13 protein-coding genes are annotated in these 22,813 nt (G+C 39.9%); 2 read left to right on the top strand and 11 right to left on the bottom strand.

All coding sequences use genetic code 11. The features are described 5' to 3' along the window. Window positions 1-21: 21 nt before the first annotated feature. The 7 genes from ACHWSC_RS01930 to rhaT all read right to left on the bottom strand — a co-directional run bounded on the left by ACHWSC_RS01930 (window position 22) and on the right by rhaT (window position 13,457). Complete coding sequence (locus tag ACHWSC_RS01930) at window positions 22-3,309, bottom strand: SusC/RagA family TonB-linked outer membrane protein (protein ID WP_394675605.1); 3,288 nt, start codon at window positions 3,307-3,309, stop codon at window positions 22-24. 14 nt (window positions 3,310-3,323) lie between these two features. Continuing rightward, a complete protein-coding gene (locus ACHWSC_RS01925) occupies window positions 3,324-5,537 on the bottom strand; it encodes a fasciclin domain-containing protein (protein WP_394675604.1) in 2,214 nt (737 codons plus the stop codon). Window positions 5,538-5,777: 240 nt separating this feature from the next. Continuing rightward, window positions 5,778-7,088: a rhamnogalacturonan acetylesterase gene (locus tag ACHWSC_RS01920; RefSeq protein WP_394675603.1), complete on the bottom strand. Its 1,311-nt coding sequence runs from the start codon at window positions 7,086-7,088 to the stop codon at window positions 5,778-5,780. Window positions 7,089-7,510: 422 nt separating this feature from the next. Further along, window positions 7,511-8,878, bottom strand: a complete 1,368-nt coding sequence (locus ACHWSC_RS01915; protein ID WP_333625780.1) for an FGGY family carbohydrate kinase — start codon at window positions 8,876-8,878, stop codon at window positions 7,511-7,513. A 12-nt stretch (window positions 8,879-8,890) separates the two neighbouring features. Next, window positions 8,891-10,165 (bottom strand): TIM barrel protein, encoded by a 1,275-nt coding sequence (locus tag ACHWSC_RS01910; protein ID WP_088163089.1) that lies wholly within the window; start codon window positions 10,163-10,165, stop codon window positions 8,891-8,893. 84 nt (window positions 10,166-10,249) lie between these two features. Next, window positions 10,250-12,358: a bifunctional aldolase/short-chain dehydrogenase gene (locus ACHWSC_RS01905; protein ID WP_394675602.1), complete on the bottom strand. Its 2,109-nt coding sequence runs from the start codon at window positions 12,356-12,358 to the stop codon at window positions 10,250-10,252. 22 nt (window positions 12,359-12,380) lie between these two features. Beyond that, the gene (rhaT, locus tag ACHWSC_RS01900) at window positions 12,381-13,457 is read right to left on the bottom strand and encodes an L-rhamnose/proton symporter RhaT (RefSeq protein ID WP_145327537.1); all 1,077 of its coding nucleotides are present in this window, start codon (window positions 13,455-13,457) and stop codon (window positions 12,381-12,383) included. A 177-nt stretch (window positions 13,458-13,634) separates the two neighbouring features. On the opposite strand from rhaT, the gene ACHWSC_RS01895 reads away from it, so the two are divergent. Both ACHWSC_RS01895 and ACHWSC_RS01890 read left to right on the top strand, forming a co-directional pair. Next, window positions 13,635-14,255: a 3'-5' exonuclease gene (locus ACHWSC_RS01895; protein WP_157698585.1), complete on the top strand. Its 621-nt coding sequence runs from the start codon at window positions 13,635-13,637 to the stop codon at window positions 14,253-14,255. A gap of 10 nt (window positions 14,256-14,265) precedes the next feature. Then, window positions 14,266-16,179, top strand: coding sequence for a DUF294 nucleotidyltransferase-like domain-containing protein (locus ACHWSC_RS01890; protein WP_145327536.1), 1,914 nt, complete (start codon window positions 14,266-14,268; stop codon window positions 16,177-16,179). Window positions 16,180-16,188: 9 nt separating this feature from the next. Here the strand turns inward: ACHWSC_RS01890 and ACHWSC_RS01885 are convergent, their stop codons facing one another. The 4 genes from ACHWSC_RS01885 to ACHWSC_RS01870 all read right to left on the bottom strand — a co-directional run bounded on the left by ACHWSC_RS01885 (window position 16,189) and on the right by ACHWSC_RS01870 (window position 22,808). Next, on the bottom strand, window positions 16,189-18,108 hold the full coding sequence (locus ACHWSC_RS01885) for a family 43 glycosylhydrolase (protein ID WP_394675601.1): 1,920 nt from the start codon (window positions 18,106-18,108) through the stop codon (window positions 16,189-16,191). Between the two features lie 33 nt (window positions 18,109-18,141). Next, on the bottom strand, window positions 18,142-19,194 hold the full coding sequence (locus ACHWSC_RS01880; protein WP_394675600.1) for a glycoside hydrolase family 43 protein: 1,053 nt from the start codon (window positions 19,192-19,194) through the stop codon (window positions 18,142-18,144). A gap of 1 nt (window position 19,195) precedes the next feature. After that, the gene (locus ACHWSC_RS01875; RefSeq protein WP_394675599.1) at window positions 19,196-21,157 is read right to left on the bottom strand and encodes an alpha-L-arabinofuranosidase C-terminal domain-containing protein; all 1,962 of its coding nucleotides are present in this window, start codon (window positions 21,155-21,157) and stop codon (window positions 19,196-19,198) included. Between the two features lie 106 nt (window positions 21,158-21,263). After that, window positions 21,264-22,808 carry an alpha-N-arabinofuranosidase gene (locus ACHWSC_RS01870; protein ID WP_394675598.1) on the bottom strand — a complete coding sequence of 515 codons (1,545 nt, stop codon included), beginning with the start codon at window positions 22,806-22,808 and terminating at the stop codon, window positions 21,264-21,266. Window positions 22,809-22,813: the final 5 nt, after the last annotated feature.

Below are 22,813 nucleotides of genomic sequence, written 5' to 3'. Positions count from 1 at the left end.
TTGGTTTCAATCTTTCGTTTATTAAAACCGTGCTGTAATCCCAAGCGTAACTGTCTTTAAAGGTGGTGTCATAGAATTGTCGATCAAAACGGTAAATGCGTCTTTTAGTTTAACCGCAACATCGGGATCTTGGCCAGTATACCTGGTGAACGTCAACAAATTTTCGACGGTCACATAAGCACTTAACCCATTGATCCTTAACCGATCCAACAACATCTTACTAAAATCATATTTCAACGTTACAGTACGCAGTCGTAAAAATGAGGCATCTTCCACATATCTACTGGATCCCAATGAATTATAACCTGAACCGTATAACGCCCTCGGAATATCGGTTACGTCACCTTCCTTTCTCCATCTACGCAGCACTGCTGTACTTTGGTTATTATAACTCAGCATATCAGTGGTATTCATTTTCGTTCCGTTAATCATATCCGCCCCTTGTCGATAGTTAAAGAAAGCACTCAATTTTAGGCTTTTATTATACCCCAATGAGAAACCGAAACCTCCGGTCAATTTTGGATTGGAATTGCCCAGATAGACAATATCTTTCTGATCTATGACTCCATCATGATTAATGTCTTCATATTTAGCATCTCCAGGCTGGAATACATAGTCCACTGTCGGATAATTGAAACGCATGTAAATGATTTCACCGTCTGGGCTTATAATTGGATTACCTTGTGCGTCACGTGCTACTGTTGATTCTTTATCTTGATATACACCTTCATAACGAAATCCATAAAATGAACCAAATGGATTATCCTCTTGCAAATAGGTAAAAAAGGACTTGTTCTTTAATGAAGACTTCGCATTTTCTCTAGGATATAGCGGAGAAATTTCCCGAATCACGTTCTGATTATGGGCAATATTAAAGTTGAAGCTCAAATCCCATTTTTTATTACGAATTGGAACTACATTAAAAGAAGCTTCCCATCCATCATTATCCATGGTTCCCACATTCATACTCAATCCGCTAAAGCCATTATAGGTAGCGATCTGAATATTGTCCATCATCAAATCTGTCGTTCTGTTTTTATACAATTCGGCACCAAAAGTCAGCCTATAATCGAACAAATCTACATCGAGACCTAAATTCTTTTGAGTTACAGTTTCCCATTTGAGATTCGACAGCTCGATATTATTGGAGTACACACCATTCTCCCCTAAGTAAGCATAATCATATGTATTATAAACATTGATATACGTGTAATCTTTACGCGGTGCATTTCCACTTTTACCCCAGCTCGCACGAATCTTAATATCTTTAATTGCGTCGATGTCTTTCAGAAAATACTCTCTACCAACTTGCCATGCTGCTGAAAAGGATGGAAATAGTCCATAACGATTATCTGGACCGAACTTCGAATTTCCGTCACCCCTTAAGCTTGCTGCAAAAACATACTTTTCATTAAGCATATAATTTGCTTGAATCAATGCGCCAATAGATCTTGACTGTGTGGTCACAGATTTTGCATCTCCGGTTAATACACGTGAGGGTACACTGGGATCTTGTAAATAAGAAGACGCTGTATTTGTTGAGCTAAGTCCTTGAATCGTATAGCGGTAATCTGAGGTCAAAAATGATAGGTTGGCTGTAAACAGATGATTTTTTCCGAAATCAGGTGTATACAATAAATTAGTTTTTGTGTTTAGGGAGAATTCATCCAAATCTGAATCAGAAGCCTGATTGACAGCACTCTCTGTAAATGGACGCCCAGTTGCTAGTTGTGGTAAAAAGTTTTTAGTTTTATTATTTCGGATATTCAGTGTTAAATTACTGGTAAAGCGCAAAATATTGGGTATTAACTTATAATCGATATTAAAGCGCGTATTTAAGATATCTCCTAATTGTCTATTAAATGAATTAGTTACCATCGACAAAGGATTATATGTTCCCCTAGAATCTTTGTCCGCAGCAGTAGAGATATAATATCCTTGTGCCGTCGAGATCGGATTAAATAAATTACCCGTCAAATTTCCATACTCATCATATTCCCAAATCGCCTGATTGGGCATTTTTTGATAGGCTACATCGCGTACATTTTTATGGTATAGATTGTCATTTGACACATGTGTATAAGATACATCAGACTGAAAACTGATCCGTTCAGAGACGATATAATCCAAGTTGATACGTGACGAAAGCCGATTTAACCCCGTACCAATTGTCGTACCTTTTTGATTGAAATAACCTACCGAGGCCAAATAGCGTGCTTTTTCACCGCCACCACGTACCTGGAGATTATGATCTTGAAAATAGCCTACTTGTGTAATCGCATCAATCCAGTTAGAATTATTGCTAAAATTGTGATAGATGTAGGTGTTATTGGGATCATACTGAAATTGCTGTGCGTTTTCAGTCGTAGAAAAAACCCGTCCAGCATTGTAAAAGGCCTCAGATAACAAGGTTGTATATTGATCACCGTTCAAAAGAGGAATTGCATCGGGCTGTTTAGAAAACGAACCTTTAAATGTATAACCCAATGTTGGCGCACTGACTGTACCACGTTTCGTATTAATTACCAATACACCATTTGCTCCACGTGACCCCCAAACAGCGGTTGCTGCCGCATCTTTTAAGACTGAAATATCCTGGATATCAGACGGTGCAATGTTTAATAATTGCCCATACGCATTATCGTCGGAAGTGGCAAAATTGAAATCATCGGGTATCGTAATATCGTAAGGCATACCGTCGACGACAATAAGCGGGTCAGTAGCTCCATTTAAAGAGGACGTGCCACGAATCCGAATTTGCATACCTGCGCCGGGATCACCTGATACCGTCGTGATATCAACGCCGGGTAAACGCCCTTGTAGAGCTTGATCCACCGAAGCAGATTGCATTTCAGACATCTCTTCCATACTTATAGTCGAAATGGCAGCTGTATTACGAGCCTTAGAAATCCCCATTCCAGTACCATCGTTGACTGGTTTTGATTTTGATATAACAACCTCATCAATGACATTTTGAGTTGATTCTATTTGTACATTGATTGTTTTCTTCTCTCCAATCGTAATAGCCCCCGAAGATTTATATCCCGTACTACTCACCATTAACCTTAATCCTTTCAAATTATTAGCTCTTAAGCTATAATTCCCTTCGACATCCGTCATCGTACCGACAATTGTACGATTCTCATTGTCTTTAAGTACAACCGTCGCACCGACGACAGGTTGTTTGGAGCTACGCTCGGTCACTTTTCCGGTCAATAGGGATAAAGTAGACTGGCCATAGGATATGCTATCATATAATCCTGCAAAAAAAATAAAGAGCAGGACTAGAAATTTAATTTGTTTCGTCATAATTTAAAGTCTGGTTATAGGCCATGATTAAGGTATCCATTAATCAAATGAACCATCACACGTTGCCCTAATTGGTTACTTTGCGGGACATCCGTTTCGATGACACGGTTCTTATTGTCCTTTAGTTGGAGTCTATTTACCTGATTTAACACAACTTGTAGAGACTGTGCGTTCCCATCAATATCCTTACAAAGCGACTGAAAATACCCAGTTTTCTTTCCATCAATTGCAAATGAATTGCGTGCAATATGGTATTGGATAAATCGTGTTACCTTATCAATATCCGCTTGCGCCGTAGGAGCTGTGGCAGTTGGCAAATCGTTGTTTGCAACCGCACTCGCTATCGCCTCATTATTAGGAATCAACATTGTATAATTCAATCCAAGTTCTATTCCTTTGACAACACCATCTGTAACTGAATAGAGTGTACTTGCAATTAGATATTTATAAAATGAATTGAATGGAGAGGAGGCCTGGTCCGCGCCAATATTTTTGAGAAAAAATCCAATATTGGTATTCGATGAACTCAATCCCCCATTAAGATAAACCGCCACTCCATTTAACGGCCCCGAAAGGTTATTCCCAATACTGATAGAATCAATGCGGATTTGCTGTGTTTCCGTAGGGCCATTTAAAGTTCCGCTAGAAGACATTTTCATCTGGTTAAACTTTACATACTCACCGGCATAGCTTTCCAATATTCCCTTTCCCGATAAATCAGGCAGAGGGTCATTTCCTAATGGGATAATATGAGCCATCAGCACCTCTCGCATTTCTGGTGTACCGTTTCCACCATTAAAACGGATCGGATCTGAGGTATTATAAGCATCATAGTCAAATCCCATTTCGTACAACTTTTGATCCGATACAAGGATCAGCATATAACGAATGGTTGGAATCTTTAACGTCAAATTCATGCTCATACGTTCCAATGCACGGCGCATAAAGCTATACTTCGGATCTAGCAGAACGTTTCCATAGACAGAATGAAAAACATTGGCCTGTTGGCAAGCGTCGGTTCCATAAAATGCACCATTGCTCAACAATTTTGTTTCTTTGACATTCGCTGTTGTAATTTTAGGCAATTCACCAACAAAGTTCTGTGCTTGCGAAAATTGCGAAGGCCAAACCTGTGCATTATACAGATGGGAATTAATAAACTCGGTCAACACCGTGGGGTTGGTATAAAATAAATCTTTTAATGTTGTCCCCGATGGATAATATTTAAGCAAAACACGTTTGGCATAATCATTTATCGCTTGATTGTTAGGCGCTGTGATCGAAAAATTATTCGTCTGAGCGTCATTGGGATCTTCTTTAGCATAATTCTCATTATTAAGGGCCAAACCAATCCCCGTATAACCTTTAATAAAGACAGAATCCCTTTCTCCGGTCAGGACTTCATTTTTTCGGGTGATATCTGCAGAATAATTGTAGGTTGCGAAGAAATCTAGAATAGATTTAAATGTCGAATAATTAGCATTACCAGTCAAATATTGATCAATACTCTTTTCTGGAAACAAAACTTTATCCACCACATGGATATATCCGTTTTCGGCAACCATATTACTTCGGTCGTTAACAATGTTTGCGGGGCCAACATTCAATCCGCTATACGTAGAACTTGGATAAAATGCATAATAGTCTTCCTTTCCCAAACCTCGCTGAGACATAAATCCTTCAAAAAAATAAGTGATATGCTTATTATTATTTTCAGTGGAGATATAGGTCTTGTCCGCTCCGCGATTTGTTGATACAAATTTTCGAACTTTCCCATTCATCATCGTCTCACTTTCAACAAAGTCATAGTATACAGATCGACGTCGAAATGCAAAACCTTGCTGCCAACCTTTTGCTGAAAAATAATCGTTCAGCTTTTCAAGTCGCTCACCGTCATAAATCATCGAAGAACGCACAATCTTCTCGGCCAGTTTCGCATCGATCTTTGCTACATCACTAATACCATTTTCCTTCATAAATTGATCAAAGGCCTGATCAGTGGGAGCAAATACCGTCCAAGAACCGGCAGTCCCGAGTGTATTTTTATAGCCAGACAATTCAATGCAGCTCAGGTACTTCTTAAAGTCGCCCATTGAATCGAGCTGCTGGTAAATTGGGCTTGCCAGCCAATCGGGTCTACCATAGTAGGCGTCAAAGGCTTCCTTCCTACATGACACTACCGTAATCAATAGTGCAATCCAAAATAGGTTAAATTTGGATGATAACATAGTAAATGTATTAGGTCAATAATTTGATTAATAATAAATTACGGCAAGTGCTTGTTGAGATACTTCAAATAATACGTTTTATGAAGCGAAAGTTTGTTCTTTTGCGGTTCATAATTGGTGTAACAAATATATGTCTAAAAGACATTTGTACCAACCTGCACTATCCTGTCTAAATGAGCAAATAGAACATAAAAAAGGTCGGACAAATACTGCCCGACCTTAACGTTACATCAATACAAATTAATTGCCATCTGGTTTGATAACACTATTGATCAAACTTGGTGGCCAATACCAAGTTTTAAAATCATCTGGTTGCTGCGGATCAAATCCCTGAAAATCGACGATATGGTCTGCTATCTTCAAGTTGTTTTCTTTAATTCCTGTGAGCACCATTTTAGCGATCTCATAGGCACCATAGGGATTGAAATGTGTATTATCGGCCAAATCATTTTTTTGATTTGGAAAAGTATGCGCGGGATAGTGAACAAATGCTCGTTTAGACTGCTCAACTCCTAATGCCTCGTAAAACAAACTCGTTTTCTGATTAAGATCTATTAAAGGCACTTGAAGTTCTGCTGCGACCTTCCGAGCCGCATCGGGAAAATCACCTAATGTCTGCAACAGTTTTCCTTGTTCATCAAATGCTCGCCGTGCTGTAGAGGTTAAAATAACTGGCAGGCCACCTTTTGCACGAAATTCACGTACAAAATAACGTAAACGATCACTATATCCCTTATAAGCACCTGCATTTTCTCCTTTTTCCTTTTGATCATTATGCCCAAATTCAATAAATAAATAATCTCCGGGCTTGGCGACAGAGAGAATTTTTTCCAATCTTTTTGAGGACAAAAACGAACTTAGTGCTAGTCCAGATTCCGCATGATTAGCAATGGCCACACCTGCATCAAAAAATCGAGGAATCATTTGTCCCCAAGACGCCCAGGGCTCATCCTCTTGATTAACTACCGTCGAGTTCCCCGCTAAAAATACAGTCGGGACATTGCTTACTGACTCGATTCGAATGGTCGAAATACAATTTGTTTGCTGGAACTCCAAAGTCAACTTATTATCCCAGTCGAGTTTTTGCAGCTCCCTTGGCTTCTTCAATGCTACAGTTTCGCCAGAAGCAATCTTTGGATCTTTGATATGTACAATAAAGGTCCTATCGAAAGATTTATTAGGTAATACCTCTTGGTCTTCAATCTGCAGCCTCCGGGATTCAGACCTTACAGTACTGCGGTAAGGCTTATCGTTCAAACCCTGATAGGTAATCGTAATTTTATAATTGCCTTCAGGAACCCTTACCGAAAAATAAAATGGCTTTTCGCTGAAAAGGCTTTTATTCTTTGAATCAATCCTGACATCTTGTTCTGTTGAAAATTCAAAACCATACCCTTGCTTATCCTTATAGGCTTGTGCTTCCCTTAAAGAAATTACAGTCTGGTTTTTCTTAGTACCACCAAAGCGAAATTCCCTGACAATCTGTTCGGCAAATAAAACATGGCAACAGACCTGTATAAAAAATGTGATCGTTAAGATTAGTCTCTTCATCTCTAAGTTTTATTAATTTAGGAGACTCAAATATAATTTTTCCAATTGGTCAGACCACCCTGCGCTTACCTGTGCCTCCCTTTTGCCAACAGTTCAGGACAGCTAATCGCCCAATTTTCCGCACCTTTAATCATCATATAATAATTGGTATAATTATTCTTAATTTTAGGTTTTTAATAAAAGGTTTCCTCACGCCCGTTTGGAAACTTTTTATTTTTTAACACAGGTCGTAACCATATAAATACACTCCTACCAATATATTAGAAAATGACTCCACAGATACCAACAGCAATGAAAGCGAACAGAAGGTTCTTTCTAACCAATAATATCAGACACTTTCAAAAAAAATAGGCCAGGCAAAAATCGCCTGACCTCTCACGATAACTAATAAAAAAACTAAATTCTTATCCCTGTTATTGAAATTAATGTATTTTTCTGCCTGCCCTAAAATAACGGAGTTCAATAATGTCATTTGGAATAGGCTGCTTATTCCAATGATCGTGAATAACCAGAGCTGCTCCAAGTGCCGTAGCTTGTGCCATTGATGCACCAAAAACTTCACTATTTGGAAAAGCTTGCGCTAATAACGTCATATAAATTACATTACGGCTAAATCCACCATCTACAAATATCCGTTGTACACCATTCTTTTGAAGAATCAAAGATGTCGCTTTTATCTGAGCCTTTACGAGATGCATCATCAAGACATGATACGCCTCAATATGATTATTGAAATGTGTCAAATCTATCGAAGCAAATGCATCCAATTGGTCCGATACCTCCATCACTTGATATTTTTCAATAATTTCCCAATCGAGGCCAATCTGTTTGAATTTTCCAGTTGACACTTGAAAAAATTGAGCAATACGTTTGACTTGCTCTTCATGCTCATAACCGGCAAATAACCGCGATGCTTTTACAGACCGACCTGTATAGGTCATATACATCAAACAATCTTGATTCAATTCATCTTTTGTCAAAGATTCTGTATTAAATGGATTGAATGAAATGCACCAAGTCCCCGTTGAAATCAACACAAAAGGTTCATGGAAATTGAGCAGGTAAGGAATCAAAGCCGAAGAACTATCGTGTAGCCCACTTCCAACTAGATAACCACTTCCTGGAAAAGTTGCCCTGAAGAGCTGATCTCCTTGAACGATAGGTGCCATTTTTTGTAAAATGCCTGTATCAAAAACCCACTGATGGTAATTATTTTTCTTAAAATCCCACAATGCTGTATGGCAACCTATACTTGTCATATCGGCATAGGGTTGTCCTGAAATTAAATAACTCAAATATTGTGGAAGATGTAATGCCCATTTGACTTCCTTAAACAGCGCTGGCTTTAATTTAAACAAACGATAGATCTGTAGCCCAGAATTAAGACTTCCCAAACTCGGAGACGAAGTTTCCAATGCGAATCTATCTTTTCCACCATATTGTGCATAGAATGACTCCAGCAGCTTTTTGGGATATTCCTTTAAATAGTTATATAATGGTGTTAAAGGCCGCCCATCTTTATCAATGTAGACAAAACTCGCACCATATGAAGTAAAATTAATCGCCTTAATCTCAAACTCACCTTTCCGAAAGACTTCATGTAATGAGTCAAAAACAGACAAACGTAAACTTTCTAGATTTTCACAGCTATCACCATCTTCATCGGTAGTTTCTAAAAAACGAGCCGACCTCTCAAAAACAATCTGGTAATGCTCATTAAAGAGAAATAATTTCTTATTCGTCTTCCCGACGTCGAATATTGCAACTACTGGTATTGGTTTCCCCTTCATTCTTTTCCCTTGTTACAAACCAGTAGCTACAGAATTTATTCCGCGTTCTTCGATAAGTTTACTTCGTAAATTTTCTTCGTTGAATAATCGAACTGGATTTAGTGCAGCACCACTTCTTAACCTTGCTTCTGCAACAAGCGGTCTGACATCAGTTCGAAACGCATCTTGCAAGATTTCCTGAGCTTTCACGATATCATTTGTCTGCTGTGCCTGTTTCAATGCTTTGCGATCAACTAACAAAGCCTGTGCATAGGCGATCTTAATCGCTTCAACTGATTGTAACAAATCGACCAAAGGATCTTTCAGGTTATGAGAAGCGTCAATCATCCAACCCAACCCTGTCGCATGGTCTATCCCATTCAAATCCATTCCATCAACCAATTCGTTGAATATCAAAAATAACTGATATGGCTTAATGCTGCCCGCTGTTAGATCGTCGTCAGCGTACTTACTATCGTTAAAATGAAAACCACCAAGCTTGCCCTCCATAAGCAATAGAGAAACAATCTGTTCAATGTTAGCATTGGGTAAATGGTGTCCCAAATCAACCAAAGTATAAGCTTTAGGGCCTAATTTATTGGCCAATAGTAAGGATTGCCCCCAATCTCCAATAGTTGTAGAATAGAAATATGGTTCAAAAGCTTTGTATTCTACAAACAATTTCCAATCGTCTGGTAGGTGCTTATAAATTTCACTTAAGCTAGACAATGTATTTTGAAATGCCTCTCTAAAACTCAACTGTCCTGGAAAAGATGAACCATCAGCGAGCCAAACTGTAAGAGATTTAGATCCCAAAGCTTTTCCATAATTGATAACTTCAATATTGTGGGCAATGGCCTGTTCACGTACTTTAGGATTGACATGGTGAAGCGAACCAAATTTATAGCTGTATTCTTGTCCAGTCTGATCTTGAAATGTATTGGAATTCACTGCGTCAAATGCAATACCGAGTTTAGACGCCAATGATTTGATTTTTTCTGCATCCGAAGGAATATCCCAAGGTATATGTAAGGAAATAGCACCGCTTGATTTGTTGAGCGCGTGTAATAAGCCTACATCCGCTAACTTTTGTTCCAAAGTTCCGGGCTCACCCGCTCCGGAAAACCGCCCAAATCGAGTACCACCTGTTCCTAATGCCCAGCTTGGGATAGCAATTTGAAATTTCTGGAGTTTGTCCAAGATTTCCTCTGTGTCTGAAATATCTGCCGATACATAGTCAAAAGCTCGTGTATGTTTCTCCGCTAATTGGTTATTGTGCTGATCTATAATTTGTTTATCAAGAATCATAATATTATTGGTTATCGTCTAAAAATTCTTTAGGTGTCGTCTTTATTTTTCCCTTTCTGAACACGACACCTAAAGATATAAAAATTAGCGTACAAACGCCATTGCAACGCCTCCGTCAACGTTTAACACATTCCCAGTGGACTTGCTCAGCAATCCACCCACAAAAGCAAAACATGCATTCGCAATATCTTGTGGAAGGATAATCTCATTTAACAAGGTTCTCTTTGCATAGTATGCAGGAAGTTCCGCAACAGTAATGCCATAGGCTTTAGCACGACCTTCTGCCCAACCCCCAGCCCAGATATTGCTATCTGAAATAACCGCATCGGGATTGACAACATTTACACGCACTCCTACAGGACCCAATTCTGCTGCACATAAACGACTCAAATGCAACTGGGCACCTTTTGCGCTTCCATACCCCGTATTGTTTGGTCCGCTAACCAAAGCATTTTTACTGACAATATTGATGATATCGCCACCGATTGCCTGCCCTTTTAATAATGAAGTCACTCCTTGCGTAACTAAGAACTGGCCCTTTACCAATACATCGTACAATAAATCCCAATCTTTCTCCGTGTGGTCTTCGATTGTTTTTGAAATCGATAATCCAGCATTATTAACGACGATATCAATACCACCGAATGCTAAAGCTGCATCTTTCAAAGCACCTTTGATAGAATCTGCATTGGTTACATCAAGAAGTGTAGCGATGACCGAGTCTGTTCCAAATTCGCCTACAAATTCGGCCTTACTCGATTCCAACCGTTCTGTGTTAATATCATTTAAGACAATCACAGCGCCTTCTTGAGCCATCTTTTTAGCGATTGCTTTCCCTATACCACCACCACTGCCAGTAACCAAAGCAATTTTTCCAGAAAGTGCCTTGGGTTTTGGCATGCGCTGCAATTTTGCTTCTTCTAGCAACCAATACTCAATATCAAATGCCTCTTGACGAGGTAATGCGGTATATTCGCTTACAGCCTCAGCGCCTTTCATTACATTGATTGCATTGGTATAGAATTCCGCGGCCACCCGTGCAGTTTGTTTGTCTTTCGCAAATGCGAACATACCTACACCTGGGTACAGTACAATTACCGGGTTTTTATCACGTACAGCTGGACTGTTTTCATGTTTGCAGTTTTCATAATATTGCGCATACATGTCACGGTAATCTTCGAATAATGGCGCCAATTTCGCTTTGAGCTCCTCAACGTTGTCTAAATCTTCTGATTTAGACAAATTCAACACCAATGGTTGGATTTTAGTCCTTAAGAAGTGGTCCGGGCAACTGGTACCAAGTGGAGCTAAACGTGCTAAATCATTGGAATTGATAAATTCCAATACGCGTTCATCGTCGGTGAAATGCCCTATCATATGGCGCTCACTGGAACAGAAACCTCTTAAAACCGGCGCCAGTTTAGCCGCTTGTGCAGTTCTTTCTTCCTTGCCCAAGCTAATCACTTTTTGTCCACCAAAGACAGGTGCTTTTTTACCATAATTCTGCTCAAGATATTCTGCACAGGCTTCAATGACATCCAACGAATTAACATAACATTCGTATGCTGTATCGCCCCAGGTAAACAAACCATGAGAGCCTAACATAATACCTCGGATTCCTGGATTCTCCTCCAAACAAGCTCTTAACTGCAGGCCTAAATCAAATCCCGGTCGTTGCCAGTCTACCCAGCCGATGGTCCCATTAAAAAGCTCTTGCGTGATTGTCTTTCCATCTTTGGCCGCGGCAATGGCAATTGCCGCATCGGGATGTAAGTGGTCGATATGTTTGAATGGCAGGAATCCATGCAATGGTGTATCAATAGATGGAGCTTTAGATGATAGATCATAGATACAGTGGTTAAATAATTCAACCATTTCATCTTCGTGATCTAATCCACGATAGACATTTTCCAAATTACGTAGACGTTGGAGATACAAAGCCGCCAAACCGGATTTTTTCAAAGTTCCGATATCACCTCCTGAGCCTTTGATCCACATCACCTCCACTTCTTCACCTGTCAAAGGATCTTTTTCAGAAACTTTGCACGAGGTATTTCCCCCGCCATAATTTGTGATCCTTAAATCTGCACCTAAAATATTCGAACGATATAACAGTAAAGCTACTTCATCACCGCTTAGTGCCTGAGCTTTCTCATCGTCCCATAAGTAATTGACATGTTTGTACGTTTTCACTTCTTCTATATTTATTTAAATATTAATTTTCTAATGTCTTTGCAAACCCTACAATGCAAATAGAGATGATAATGGTTACAATTCCTCCGATTATAGAACGATAAGTCGCACGATCCACACCTTTCCATTCCTTGAGTGCAACCCCCCAAGCATTTGAAATGAGAATGATAAATGCCATATGCAAGATCCAGGAGCTGGCTCCATTTCCTAAACGGCTTTCGCCCATACCATAAAAGAAAAACTGCAGATACCAAGTCGTTCCCGCTATCGCACATAAAAGGAAATTTTTGCCTTTTGGCACATCGGACTTTGTATAATCCCCAAAAGTTCTATTCTTAAACAATAAGTAAAGGCACCAAAGAAAGTTCGTCACAAAGCCACCCCAAAGGATTACAATATAGGTGACGTTATTTTGATAGAGAAATTCTCCTTGATTTGGATTAGTAGCCTTCCATAAGTTGTTAGCCACATCAGCCATCGGCTTTCCAGCCTCTATTCCAAAATTGAAACAAGCACTTAATATCCCCGATATAATAGCCACAACGATACCCAATCCAAAATTGTAATCAGACTTGCTTTCAGATGATAATGCAGATAAATGCTTCTCCTTTGACACTCCAGCCTTCCCACATAAAAACACACCAAGCACGCACACTAAAAGTCCTATGAGAATACAAATACCGGAATGTGTTGTAAAAAAATAGTCTATACCATGTTTGCCTGCAGTCTTATTGAAAAAATAATAAATACTTGGCATCAAGGATCCAAAAACCATGCTAAGTCCCAAAATGATACTACTTCCCAAAGATACACCGAGGTAACGTACACCAAGTCCATAGGTCAGTCCCCCAATCCCCCAGAGTAATCCAAATAAAAAAGTGTAGCCTACAATGGAACTATTCGTATCTTGGATAATTTCTACAAAATTTGGGATCGTCAACATTGCCGCTATCGGCGGAACGATCACCCATGAAAAAAGTCCACCTAATATCCACATGGATTCCCAGGACCAGCCTTTCACTTTCTTATACGGCACATAAAAACTACCAGACGCGAAACCGCCTATAAAATGGAATATAACTCCGAAAACAGCATTCATTGTGTATCTTTTTAGGTATTACAAAAACTAAATTAAATGATTTGATGGGAGGAACTGTTATGCACTGTTATGCCACATAACCCAGACAGTTGCCCTATACAAGATAATTTATTTAAACGGCATCTACAGCTTACAGTAAATTTTGATTACTTTTAGTTACTTATTATAAATACTTCCTTGAAAAAATATTTGTTATTCATAGATACCGAAACATCCGGGCTGCCGAAAAAATGGAATAAAAAGTACACCGACAGCGACAACTGGCCGCATATATTGCAATTGGCTTGGATTATTTTTGACGAAGAACGCAATGAAGTTAAACGTACGAATAAATATATTTATGAACCGCTAATACCAATCAGTCCCGCTTCAGAGCAAATACACGGATTGACTCCCCCTTTTTTAATGAAGCACGGCGAAAAGAAAAAAGAGGTGTTGCGTAAACTGAGTCATGACATCAAAAAATATAAACCGCAAATCGTTGGACATTTTCTTTCATTTGATTTGCAGGTATTATCTGCTGAATTCTATCGTTCCAATCTTCCGCTCCCATTTTGCGACTTAAAATACTTTTGCACCTTGCTGCATAGCAAAAGGTATGTTAGAAACCCACATATGGTCCATCTTCCGCTTTCATTATTACATGAATCGCTTTTCCTGGCTCTTCCCGAAAATATACATGATGCGGAGAAAGATGCTGAGATCACAGCGAAATGTTATTTTGAAATGATCCAACGAAAAGATCTCTCCGATCAAGAAATTCTAAACCAACAAACTGAGTTCGATAATCTTTTTTAATGCCGTATTCATGGAAAAAAACGAATCCCTCCTATCCTTGCTGAAATCGACCCAACCATTTCAGGTATTGCCCGAAACCCTTCAGCTAAGTATTGTCGATATACTCTATGAACATCGCTTCTCCAAAGACACCTTGGTGTATCGACAGAATATTACCGATATGGATGGAGTAGACTTAATCTTCGAAGGAGAATACGAAACATTTTTCTTAGATGCTTCAGATAATAAACGATTAGTCGAAATCCATCATATGCCTTATTGCTTTGGCGGTATTTCAGTCTTATTGAATCGAACAAAAGCGTTAAAATCTGTCATCGCTAAAAAAGGTACAATCATCTATCGATTACCGCGGAAAAATTTCATTGAGCTTTGTAATGCCAATGAAGAGTTCTTTCATTTTTTCACCAATTCTTTTGGAAAAAGGATGTTAGATGAGGAGTTTTCACACTTTGTAAAATCCCCAGCTTCTTTTGAGGAGAGCTACTTTGCTGCGGATCAATTGTACTCGCGAAAGATAGAACATATCACTTACAAAGATATTGTTGCCTGTACCGCTGAAACCCCCATTTTTGAGGTTGCAAAGATGATGGCCAAACAAAAGGTAAGTTGTGTGTTTATCCAAAACAAAAATGGTATCATCGGCTATGCTACTGATATGACCTTGCGGGATAATGTCGTTGCGCAACAAATCGCTGTCGACCGCGCGATTATCGAAGTGATGGACAACCCAATTGTTAGTATCTCTGATCAAGCTTACCTGTATGAGGCTGTACTAAAAATGTTCCGAACGAAATCAAGATACCTGCTCGTTGAAAAAGAAGGGAACTACGTTGGATTCCTAAGCCGTAACAGATTATTGAGTGAGCAAGGGCAATCGCCACTCGTATTTATTCAATCTGTCAAACTAGCAGAAACTTTAGACGAATTGCGCGAAAAGTGGAACAACGTTCCAGAAATTATCCATCAACTGCTCGGCAGAGGAGTAAATGCCGAAATTGCCAATCAGGTGATTACAACTGTAGCGGACAGTATTGCACTAAAAGTAATCGAAAAAGTAATCGAAGAGATGGGCGAACCGCCGGCAAAGTTTGTCTTCATGGTGACTGGTAGTGAAGGAAGAAAAGAACAAACGCTGATGACAGATCAGGATAATGCGATTATTTATGAAGATAAAGCCAATGAACAGCGCGAGCTCGTCCGAGCGTATTTTTTGAATTTTGCAAGTCGTGTATCTGATCATTTAAATACAATAGGTTTCAGTTATTGTACAGGAGGATATATGGCCAGCAATCCTGAATGGACACATTCACTATCACATTGGAAAAACAACTACAAAAAATGGATCGAGGAAAGCATCCCCGAAAATGCAATTAAGTTCTCCACATTCTTTGACTGCCGACGATTATATGGCGACCAAGAGATTATAGATCAACTTAAAGAGTTTCTAAATGTCGAATTACAAAAACCTAATGAGCGCTTTTTTACATTTATCGCAAAAAATGCCCTACAATATGAACCTCCCTTGACATTTTTTAAGGCGATCAAAACGCAAACCATCGGATCCTCTGAAGTCTTCAACATCAAAAAAGCTATGACACCTATTGTCGATTTGGTTCGTGTATATGCCCTGAAAAACCGAATTTATGAAGAAAATACAGGTGGAAGACTCAAGCAGTTACTCGAATTGGGGATTTTCACGCAGGAACAATATGAAGAATTACATCAATCTTACTACTATCTGATGTCGATTCGCCTAAAAAATCAAGCGAATCAGATTCGGATAGCCAAACTTAGCCCAAACAATTATGTACCGATGGACAGCTTGACAAATATTGAAAAGGCAACCATTAAGGAAATATTTAAAACGATCAATAACTTTCAGCTTGGAATTAAAGTAAAATTCACCAGTAACCTCTTTGGGTAATGGCCCATTTTAATGACTCGGTACGACTGGAAGAATTTTCCCATCTGTACCAAACAGCAATTTGTCCATACACACTTCGCGGTTATACCCAGCAGCTTCGCCCATCGTAATTCCCTTGGGATAGTTAAATCGATGATAAACAATGTACCATTCGTCTTTTCCTGACAGCTGCAATACCGAATTGTGCCCCGTGCCATAAATTCCAAGAGCAACATCTTTCTGCAAAATAAGATTATCTTCGGGGATTTGAATGGGTCCCAAAGGAGAAGTCGAAGTTCCATAACGAACCCGATAATTTTCGCTACGTGTATCATTTTCCGACCATAGGAAATAATAAATCCCTTTCCGGAAAAAGACATAAGTTCCTTCACGGAATGTTCTATCGGGGGTCAATAATTTGATCGTATTTTCCTTGATTGTCACCATGTCCTTATTAAGTTCGGCTACAGCAAGATGACCATTTCCCCAATAAAGATAACTCTTATTGGTTTTGGGATCAGTGAAAACAGCCGGATCGATCTCTTGACCTCCCTTTACGCCATTTGGTTTGAAGTCTATCAGCGGTTTACCGGAATCCTTAAAAGGCCCGATTGGCGAGTCTGCTACTGCAACACCGATTTTCTGAGCTGCTGTAAAATAATAATAATATTTATACACACCCTTGACTTTCTTCTCTGCGATCGTCGGCGCCCAGGCATGGTGGTTGCCCCATAGTACATCTTTTTTTAAATCTAATACCACTCCCTCATCTTTCCATGCTATCAAATCAGTAGAAGAAAAGGTTTTGAAGTAATATCCACCCCAACCGTCAAAGCCATCACTCGTTGGATAGATATAATATTTCTTTGTCTTATTAGAGTACAATACATCTGGATCCGCGTAAAATCCCTCCAATATAGGATTTTTCACATTGTTCAATGTGATATCAGCTGGTTTTCCCCAATGTTGTATCAATTTATTCAACTCATTTCTTGAAAGCGGTAAAATAGTGCCATGTCTAGGATGAAAATCCATATCAATCTGTTGATCTATTGCTTTAAAATGATCTAGATCCTGAGATTCACAAAACTGGTATTTCCCCTTTTTATAAACATCATACATCAAGATATAGGTGTCTGATTGATTGCGTTTAAAAATCCCAGATCCTTCCACATCGTCTGCTGTTGCCTGTTTATAACCAGGTTGTTCAACCCATTTCCCCGAAGTCAATGAATCTGTGATCGCCTGTTTTATCCCTTTCCCGTTCCCCTCAGTTTTATAAAACAAATGGAATAAGCCGTTTTTAACAATAATATCCCCATCTATACAAGATTGACCGTTTTTAGGCAAGAACAACACCTTAGGTTCACCCTCTAGATCCGTAAAATCGCGATTAGCATAGGCATAATAAATCACATCGGGTTGATCTCCATATTTCATGGACCAGTAAACCATATATTTACCTACACTTGGATCAAATATAGTCTGGGGCGCCCAAACCCTTTTTAAGTCTTTCTGCCCTTGATAACGTTGTTGGATGTTAATCACATGATGCTCCCAGTGGATCAAATCTGTAGATTTTAACAAAACCATGGCTCGGTTAGAATCCCATCCTTTGGATGCCGTCATATCCGTTAGCACCATATAAAATGATTTTCCGTCCTCGGCCCGTAAAATATGTGGATCCCTTACGCCACCTGTACTGCTGATGCGTTTAGAATCCAATATGGGCTGATTATTGTTCAGTGCCCTGAATGTATAACCGTCAGTACTAATCGCAAAACATACGGCCTCATCCGCAATTGCATTACCTTTAAAATAGGTAAATAGATAACCCGCGAAATCTTTTTCCGATGGTCCCGCTTTATATTCCTGTGCCGATACGGAACACAAGGCAGCCATTATCAAACCAACAACTCCCATGAGGGCTATCAACTCTCTTTTATTCATAAAAAAGTTATTTCATTTGTAAATAGCACATTACTATTTTTTTTGCATCGACAAATCAAACTGCCAATGCTTCGCTAAGCGCTCCAACTCTTGCTTTGTTATTGGGATGACAGCGCCATGTTTAGGCGAAGTGAAATTAGTGGATTTCATTTTACCTGCATTAAAGTGTCCTAGATCAACAAAATTTTTAAAATCTGTTGTTTCACTGAAGCCAAAATTATGGGGCGATATCCCATAGATATCATACATCAAAACCCATTTATCTTCCCCTATCCTTTTCCACACATTTGGCGCTTCGCATGCTTCCGGCTCAGGATCATAGAAGCGATCATCGTACTGATAAGGGCCATTTGGATAATCTGAAACAGCTTGCTTAATGCCCGGAATACCATCGTGGGCAACATAAAAAAGATGGTATTTATTGCCCACTTTCGTAATATCGCCATCGATGTAATTTTTATTTGCTTTGGGGTATTGAAACAAAAGCTCTGGTTCTGATTCAAATGCTGTAAATTCCTTATTTAAATAGGCGTAATAGAGCTGATTCAGTCCATTGCCAAACCGCATCGTAAAATAGATCATCATCTTCCCGGTACAATCATCATAGATGAGTTCGGGAGCCCAGAAGGAGCCTACATTTTCCCAACCTTGAAAGGCTTTCTCCAAGTAGAGCTCCGTATGGTTCCAGTGAATTAAATCAGTCGATTTCATTAAGACAATACCCCGGTTGTTACCCCATCCAAATGCGACTCCGTCACGCTCCCATTCCGTATTTCTATAACCCTGCTTTTGTGCGTAGATATGTAAATCCGTCATGACCATATAAAAATAACCATCTTTTCCGCGCATGATATAGGGATCCCGAATACCTTTCTGCTGTGCAATGCTATCGCCAGCAATGATCGGTTTTCCTTTATTGATATCGGTGAAAGAATAGCCATCCTGACTGACAGCAACATAAAGACCATGGCTTTCATCCTTAAAATAAACCATCAGGTAAGCAGCCAGATCCGATTCCTCTACCTGTGCAAACACGTTATGTGCAAATAGAATCAGGGTAGTAAAAAAGAGTATGCGGATATTCATCTTATTTCACAGTCAATTTTATCAAGGTCAAGGAATAGGGTGCGAACGTTTCCATCAGATTTTTACCCTTATAAGTTATGGATTCTTCTTTTGGACGAATATTTAACGGTTCTTCTAGACTGTTGCTCACGCTCAGATCTGCATTAGACAATGTAATCTTTTGCGCTATCGCTGACAATTTCTTTTTCGTCAATACATCTAAATTTAACTGCCTTGGCTGACTGGTATAATTGACGACCTTCACAATCAACTGCTGCAAAGTCTCATCATATACTGCAGAAGCATACAGGCTATCTTTACCAGCTACGAATTCACCATCCCGTTTGATCGGAACAATGCTTGTTCCTTTATTGGTAGCATATAATTTTTGTACTTGGTAGCTCGGTGTTCCATATACCTGCAAGTTATCCACCCAAATTAAATCTGGTGACCACTGCCAGCCATCGACATGACCGAATAATGGCGCATAAGATGCCATCTCTACCACGTCGCCATTTCGTTCCAGGCCCGTCATGAAAGCGGCTTCCGAGAGGGCCGCCTCCCAGGTACTTTTCCCTGGGCCGTTTGGTCGCGTCGTATGCGAAGCATATTCCCCTGCGAAAATTTTCGCCCCATTTCTAGCGTAATTATCATAGCGATTGGCGCTAGACAGAAACCAGGATGGTGGACGGTAATAATGTTCATCAATGATATTGATATTCATCGCCCGCAGCTTATCATTTAAGAAGTCAAAACGATCTCCTTCGGGATCAGTGCCCGAACTGGCGATAATTTTGATCTCAGGATGCTTTTCGTTTAACGCTTTCTTGAAGACGGTCAACCGCTCGATGTATTGCGGACCCCAATTTTCATTTCCAACTCCCAGCATTTTGAGGTGGAAAGGTTCAGGGTGCCCCATATCCGCCCGTAATTTCCCCCATTTTGTATCTGTTGGGCCATTGGCAAATTCAATCAGGTCCAAAGCGTCTTGAACATAGGTATCAAGTTCGTCCAATGGTACAAGTTCTCCGGTATTAAATTGGCAGGCCATACCGCAATTGAGAATGGGAACTGGAGATGCTCCAATATCTTCTGCGAGTAAAAAGTATTCATAAAATCCTAAACCAAAAGTCTGAAAATAATCAGGTGTCAGCCGATGGCTGAATTCGGTATTCCACCGGTTGATAATCAATTCCCTTTCCGTTATTGGTCCAACAGTTTTTTTCCATTGAAAGCGATTAGCCAAATCTTTCCCTTCAACAATACAGCCTCCGGGAAAACGGATAAAGCCGGGTTTCATATCGGCAAGCATCTGAACCATATCTTTACGCAACCCCTTCGGTCTCCCTTTCCAGGTGTCTACTGGAAATAACGAAAGCATATCCACGTCTAACGTACCCGCCCCTGTAAACCAAACATTTAATTTGGCTTTATCTGTCGTTTGGTTGACAGGAAATTTGACTGCAGCTTCAGACCATGATCCGACGGGTTCAAGTGGAAGTTCAGCTGCACCAATAACCTTATTCTGTTGATCGAGCAACTCAACATGGATTTTCATCCCCTTAGCAGCATTTTGATATTGTACAGAAAACTCATATGCTGCACCCGCTTTCACACCCATTCCTCTAAAGCCTTCATTTTGTAGCCCTAATTTCAGATTAGCCGCATTGTTTATCCTTAAATAACGTTTGTTGCCTTTACGTTTACTATCGTTTAACAGCAGGTAGGTTCCCTCAGGGCCATTTTCAAGCTTTTTCCAGCCCATCCAAGGCTGATCAAACTCAAATGATCTATTCTTTACCAATTCCGCATAGATTCCCCCATCAGCACCAAGATTGATATCTTCAAAAAAGACGCCCCACATATGCGGCGATATTTTGCCTGTAGGTTTATCCAATGCAATATTTAATGTTATCGGTGACTGTGCCATTGCTGAAGAGCCCAAGCTCGCTAACAGTAACAGTGTCGACACTACTCTTTTCATCCCTATATGTATTTGTTCAACAATAATTTATCATTTCAGGTTTTTAAACCAGCTATAACAGCATAAATAGGGTAGCACAACATGACAACCCTATCAAAATTGGCTGTTATATTAATTCCAATACAATAACTGAAAATGCCGGAATGTCCACTTCAATGGCACCATTCACTGCCTTTGCCTTATTGTACACAACAGGTTTAATTGTTGTGGGTTTTTGGAAGGAATTATAATCGCGTAGATTCTCCGCAGTAAGGATTCGGCCTGAAATTTTTGCAGCTTTCACTGAACCGAGATCCACACGTACCTTATTATTCTTTTTCGGGTCAATATTTACCAAGGAGATATGAGTACGGCCCTGCTTGTCTTGTGATGCTGAAACCGAAACGGCCGGAATTTTTTCCTGGTTAAATTCAAAATCCGTTGATTGCAGGGAAATAGGAATTAACTTAGCATCCTGATGTACCTTATACATTTCCATCACATGATAAGTCGGGGTCAAAATCATATTCTTTCCTTCTGTTAGAATAACCGCCTGCAATACATTCACAGCCTGCGCTAGATTGGCCATCTTCACCCGACGAGCATGATTGTTAAAGATATTGAGTGTCATTCCTGCAATCATGGCATCACGCATGGTATTTTGTTGGTAGAGAAAACCCGGATTCGTACCAGGCTCTACCGCATACCAGCCGCCCCATTCGTCTACGATCAGATCCACAAGTCCTTTCGGGTCGTATTTGTCCATAATGGCGATATTCTTCTCCACGAGCTCATTCATAAACCAAGCTGATTTCATGGTTCTAAAATATTCCTCTTCCGAATATTGAGTTGCTGAGCCTTTATTATCCCAGTTGATCACTGCATAGTGATGAAGTCCCATACCTTTCATCAAACCACTCGGAATTTTCTTCATGAGTGTCTCCGTCCAATTGTAATCTGCACTATTAGCTCCTGATGCTATCCGATACAAACCACTTCCATTGGTCCAATCCGACATAAAAGTGGCGTATTTGCGATAAATATCGGTATAGTAATCGGCGGTCATATTTCCCCCACAGCCCCAGGCTTCATTTCCTACGCCCCAGAATTTTACCTTCCAAGGTTCCTGCCGACCATTTTTTCGTCGCCAATCCGACATGGGGCTCTCTCCTTTAAAATTCACATACTGTACCCAGTCTGCAAGCTCCTGTACCTCACCGCTACCCACATTACCCGCCAGATAAGGTTCCGCACCAAGCAATTCACACATATTGAGAAAATCATGTGTGCCAAAAGAATTATCCTCTGTCACGCCACCCCACCAGTTGTTTACGATAGCAGGACGCTGCGCTTTGGGCCCAACTCCATCCTTCCAATGATATGTATCGGCAAAACATCCACCCGGCCAACGTAAATTGGGAATGTTCAAATTCTTAAGGGCTTCTATAACATCTTTCCGGACGCCATCGGCGTGGGGAATTGAGTCATTTTTCTCCCCGACATAAAATCCATCATAAATACAGCGTCCCAAATGCTCGGCAAAATGTCCATAGATATGTCGACTTATAATCTGCTCCTGCTGCGGCGTTTCTAATCTTACACTACTCTGTCCATACAATAATCCAGTGGCCAACGTAAAAACAACGCCTAATTTTAATCTTAGCTTCATCATATAGA

Source organism: uncultured Sphingobacterium sp. (assembly GCF_964277905.1).
Taxonomy (GTDB): Bacteria; Bacteroidota; Bacteroidia; order Sphingobacteriales; family Sphingobacteriaceae; genus Sphingobacterium; species Sphingobacterium siyangense.
Note: the sequence above shows the minus strand (reverse complement) of the source record. Positions and strands in the feature narration are given on the sequence as shown.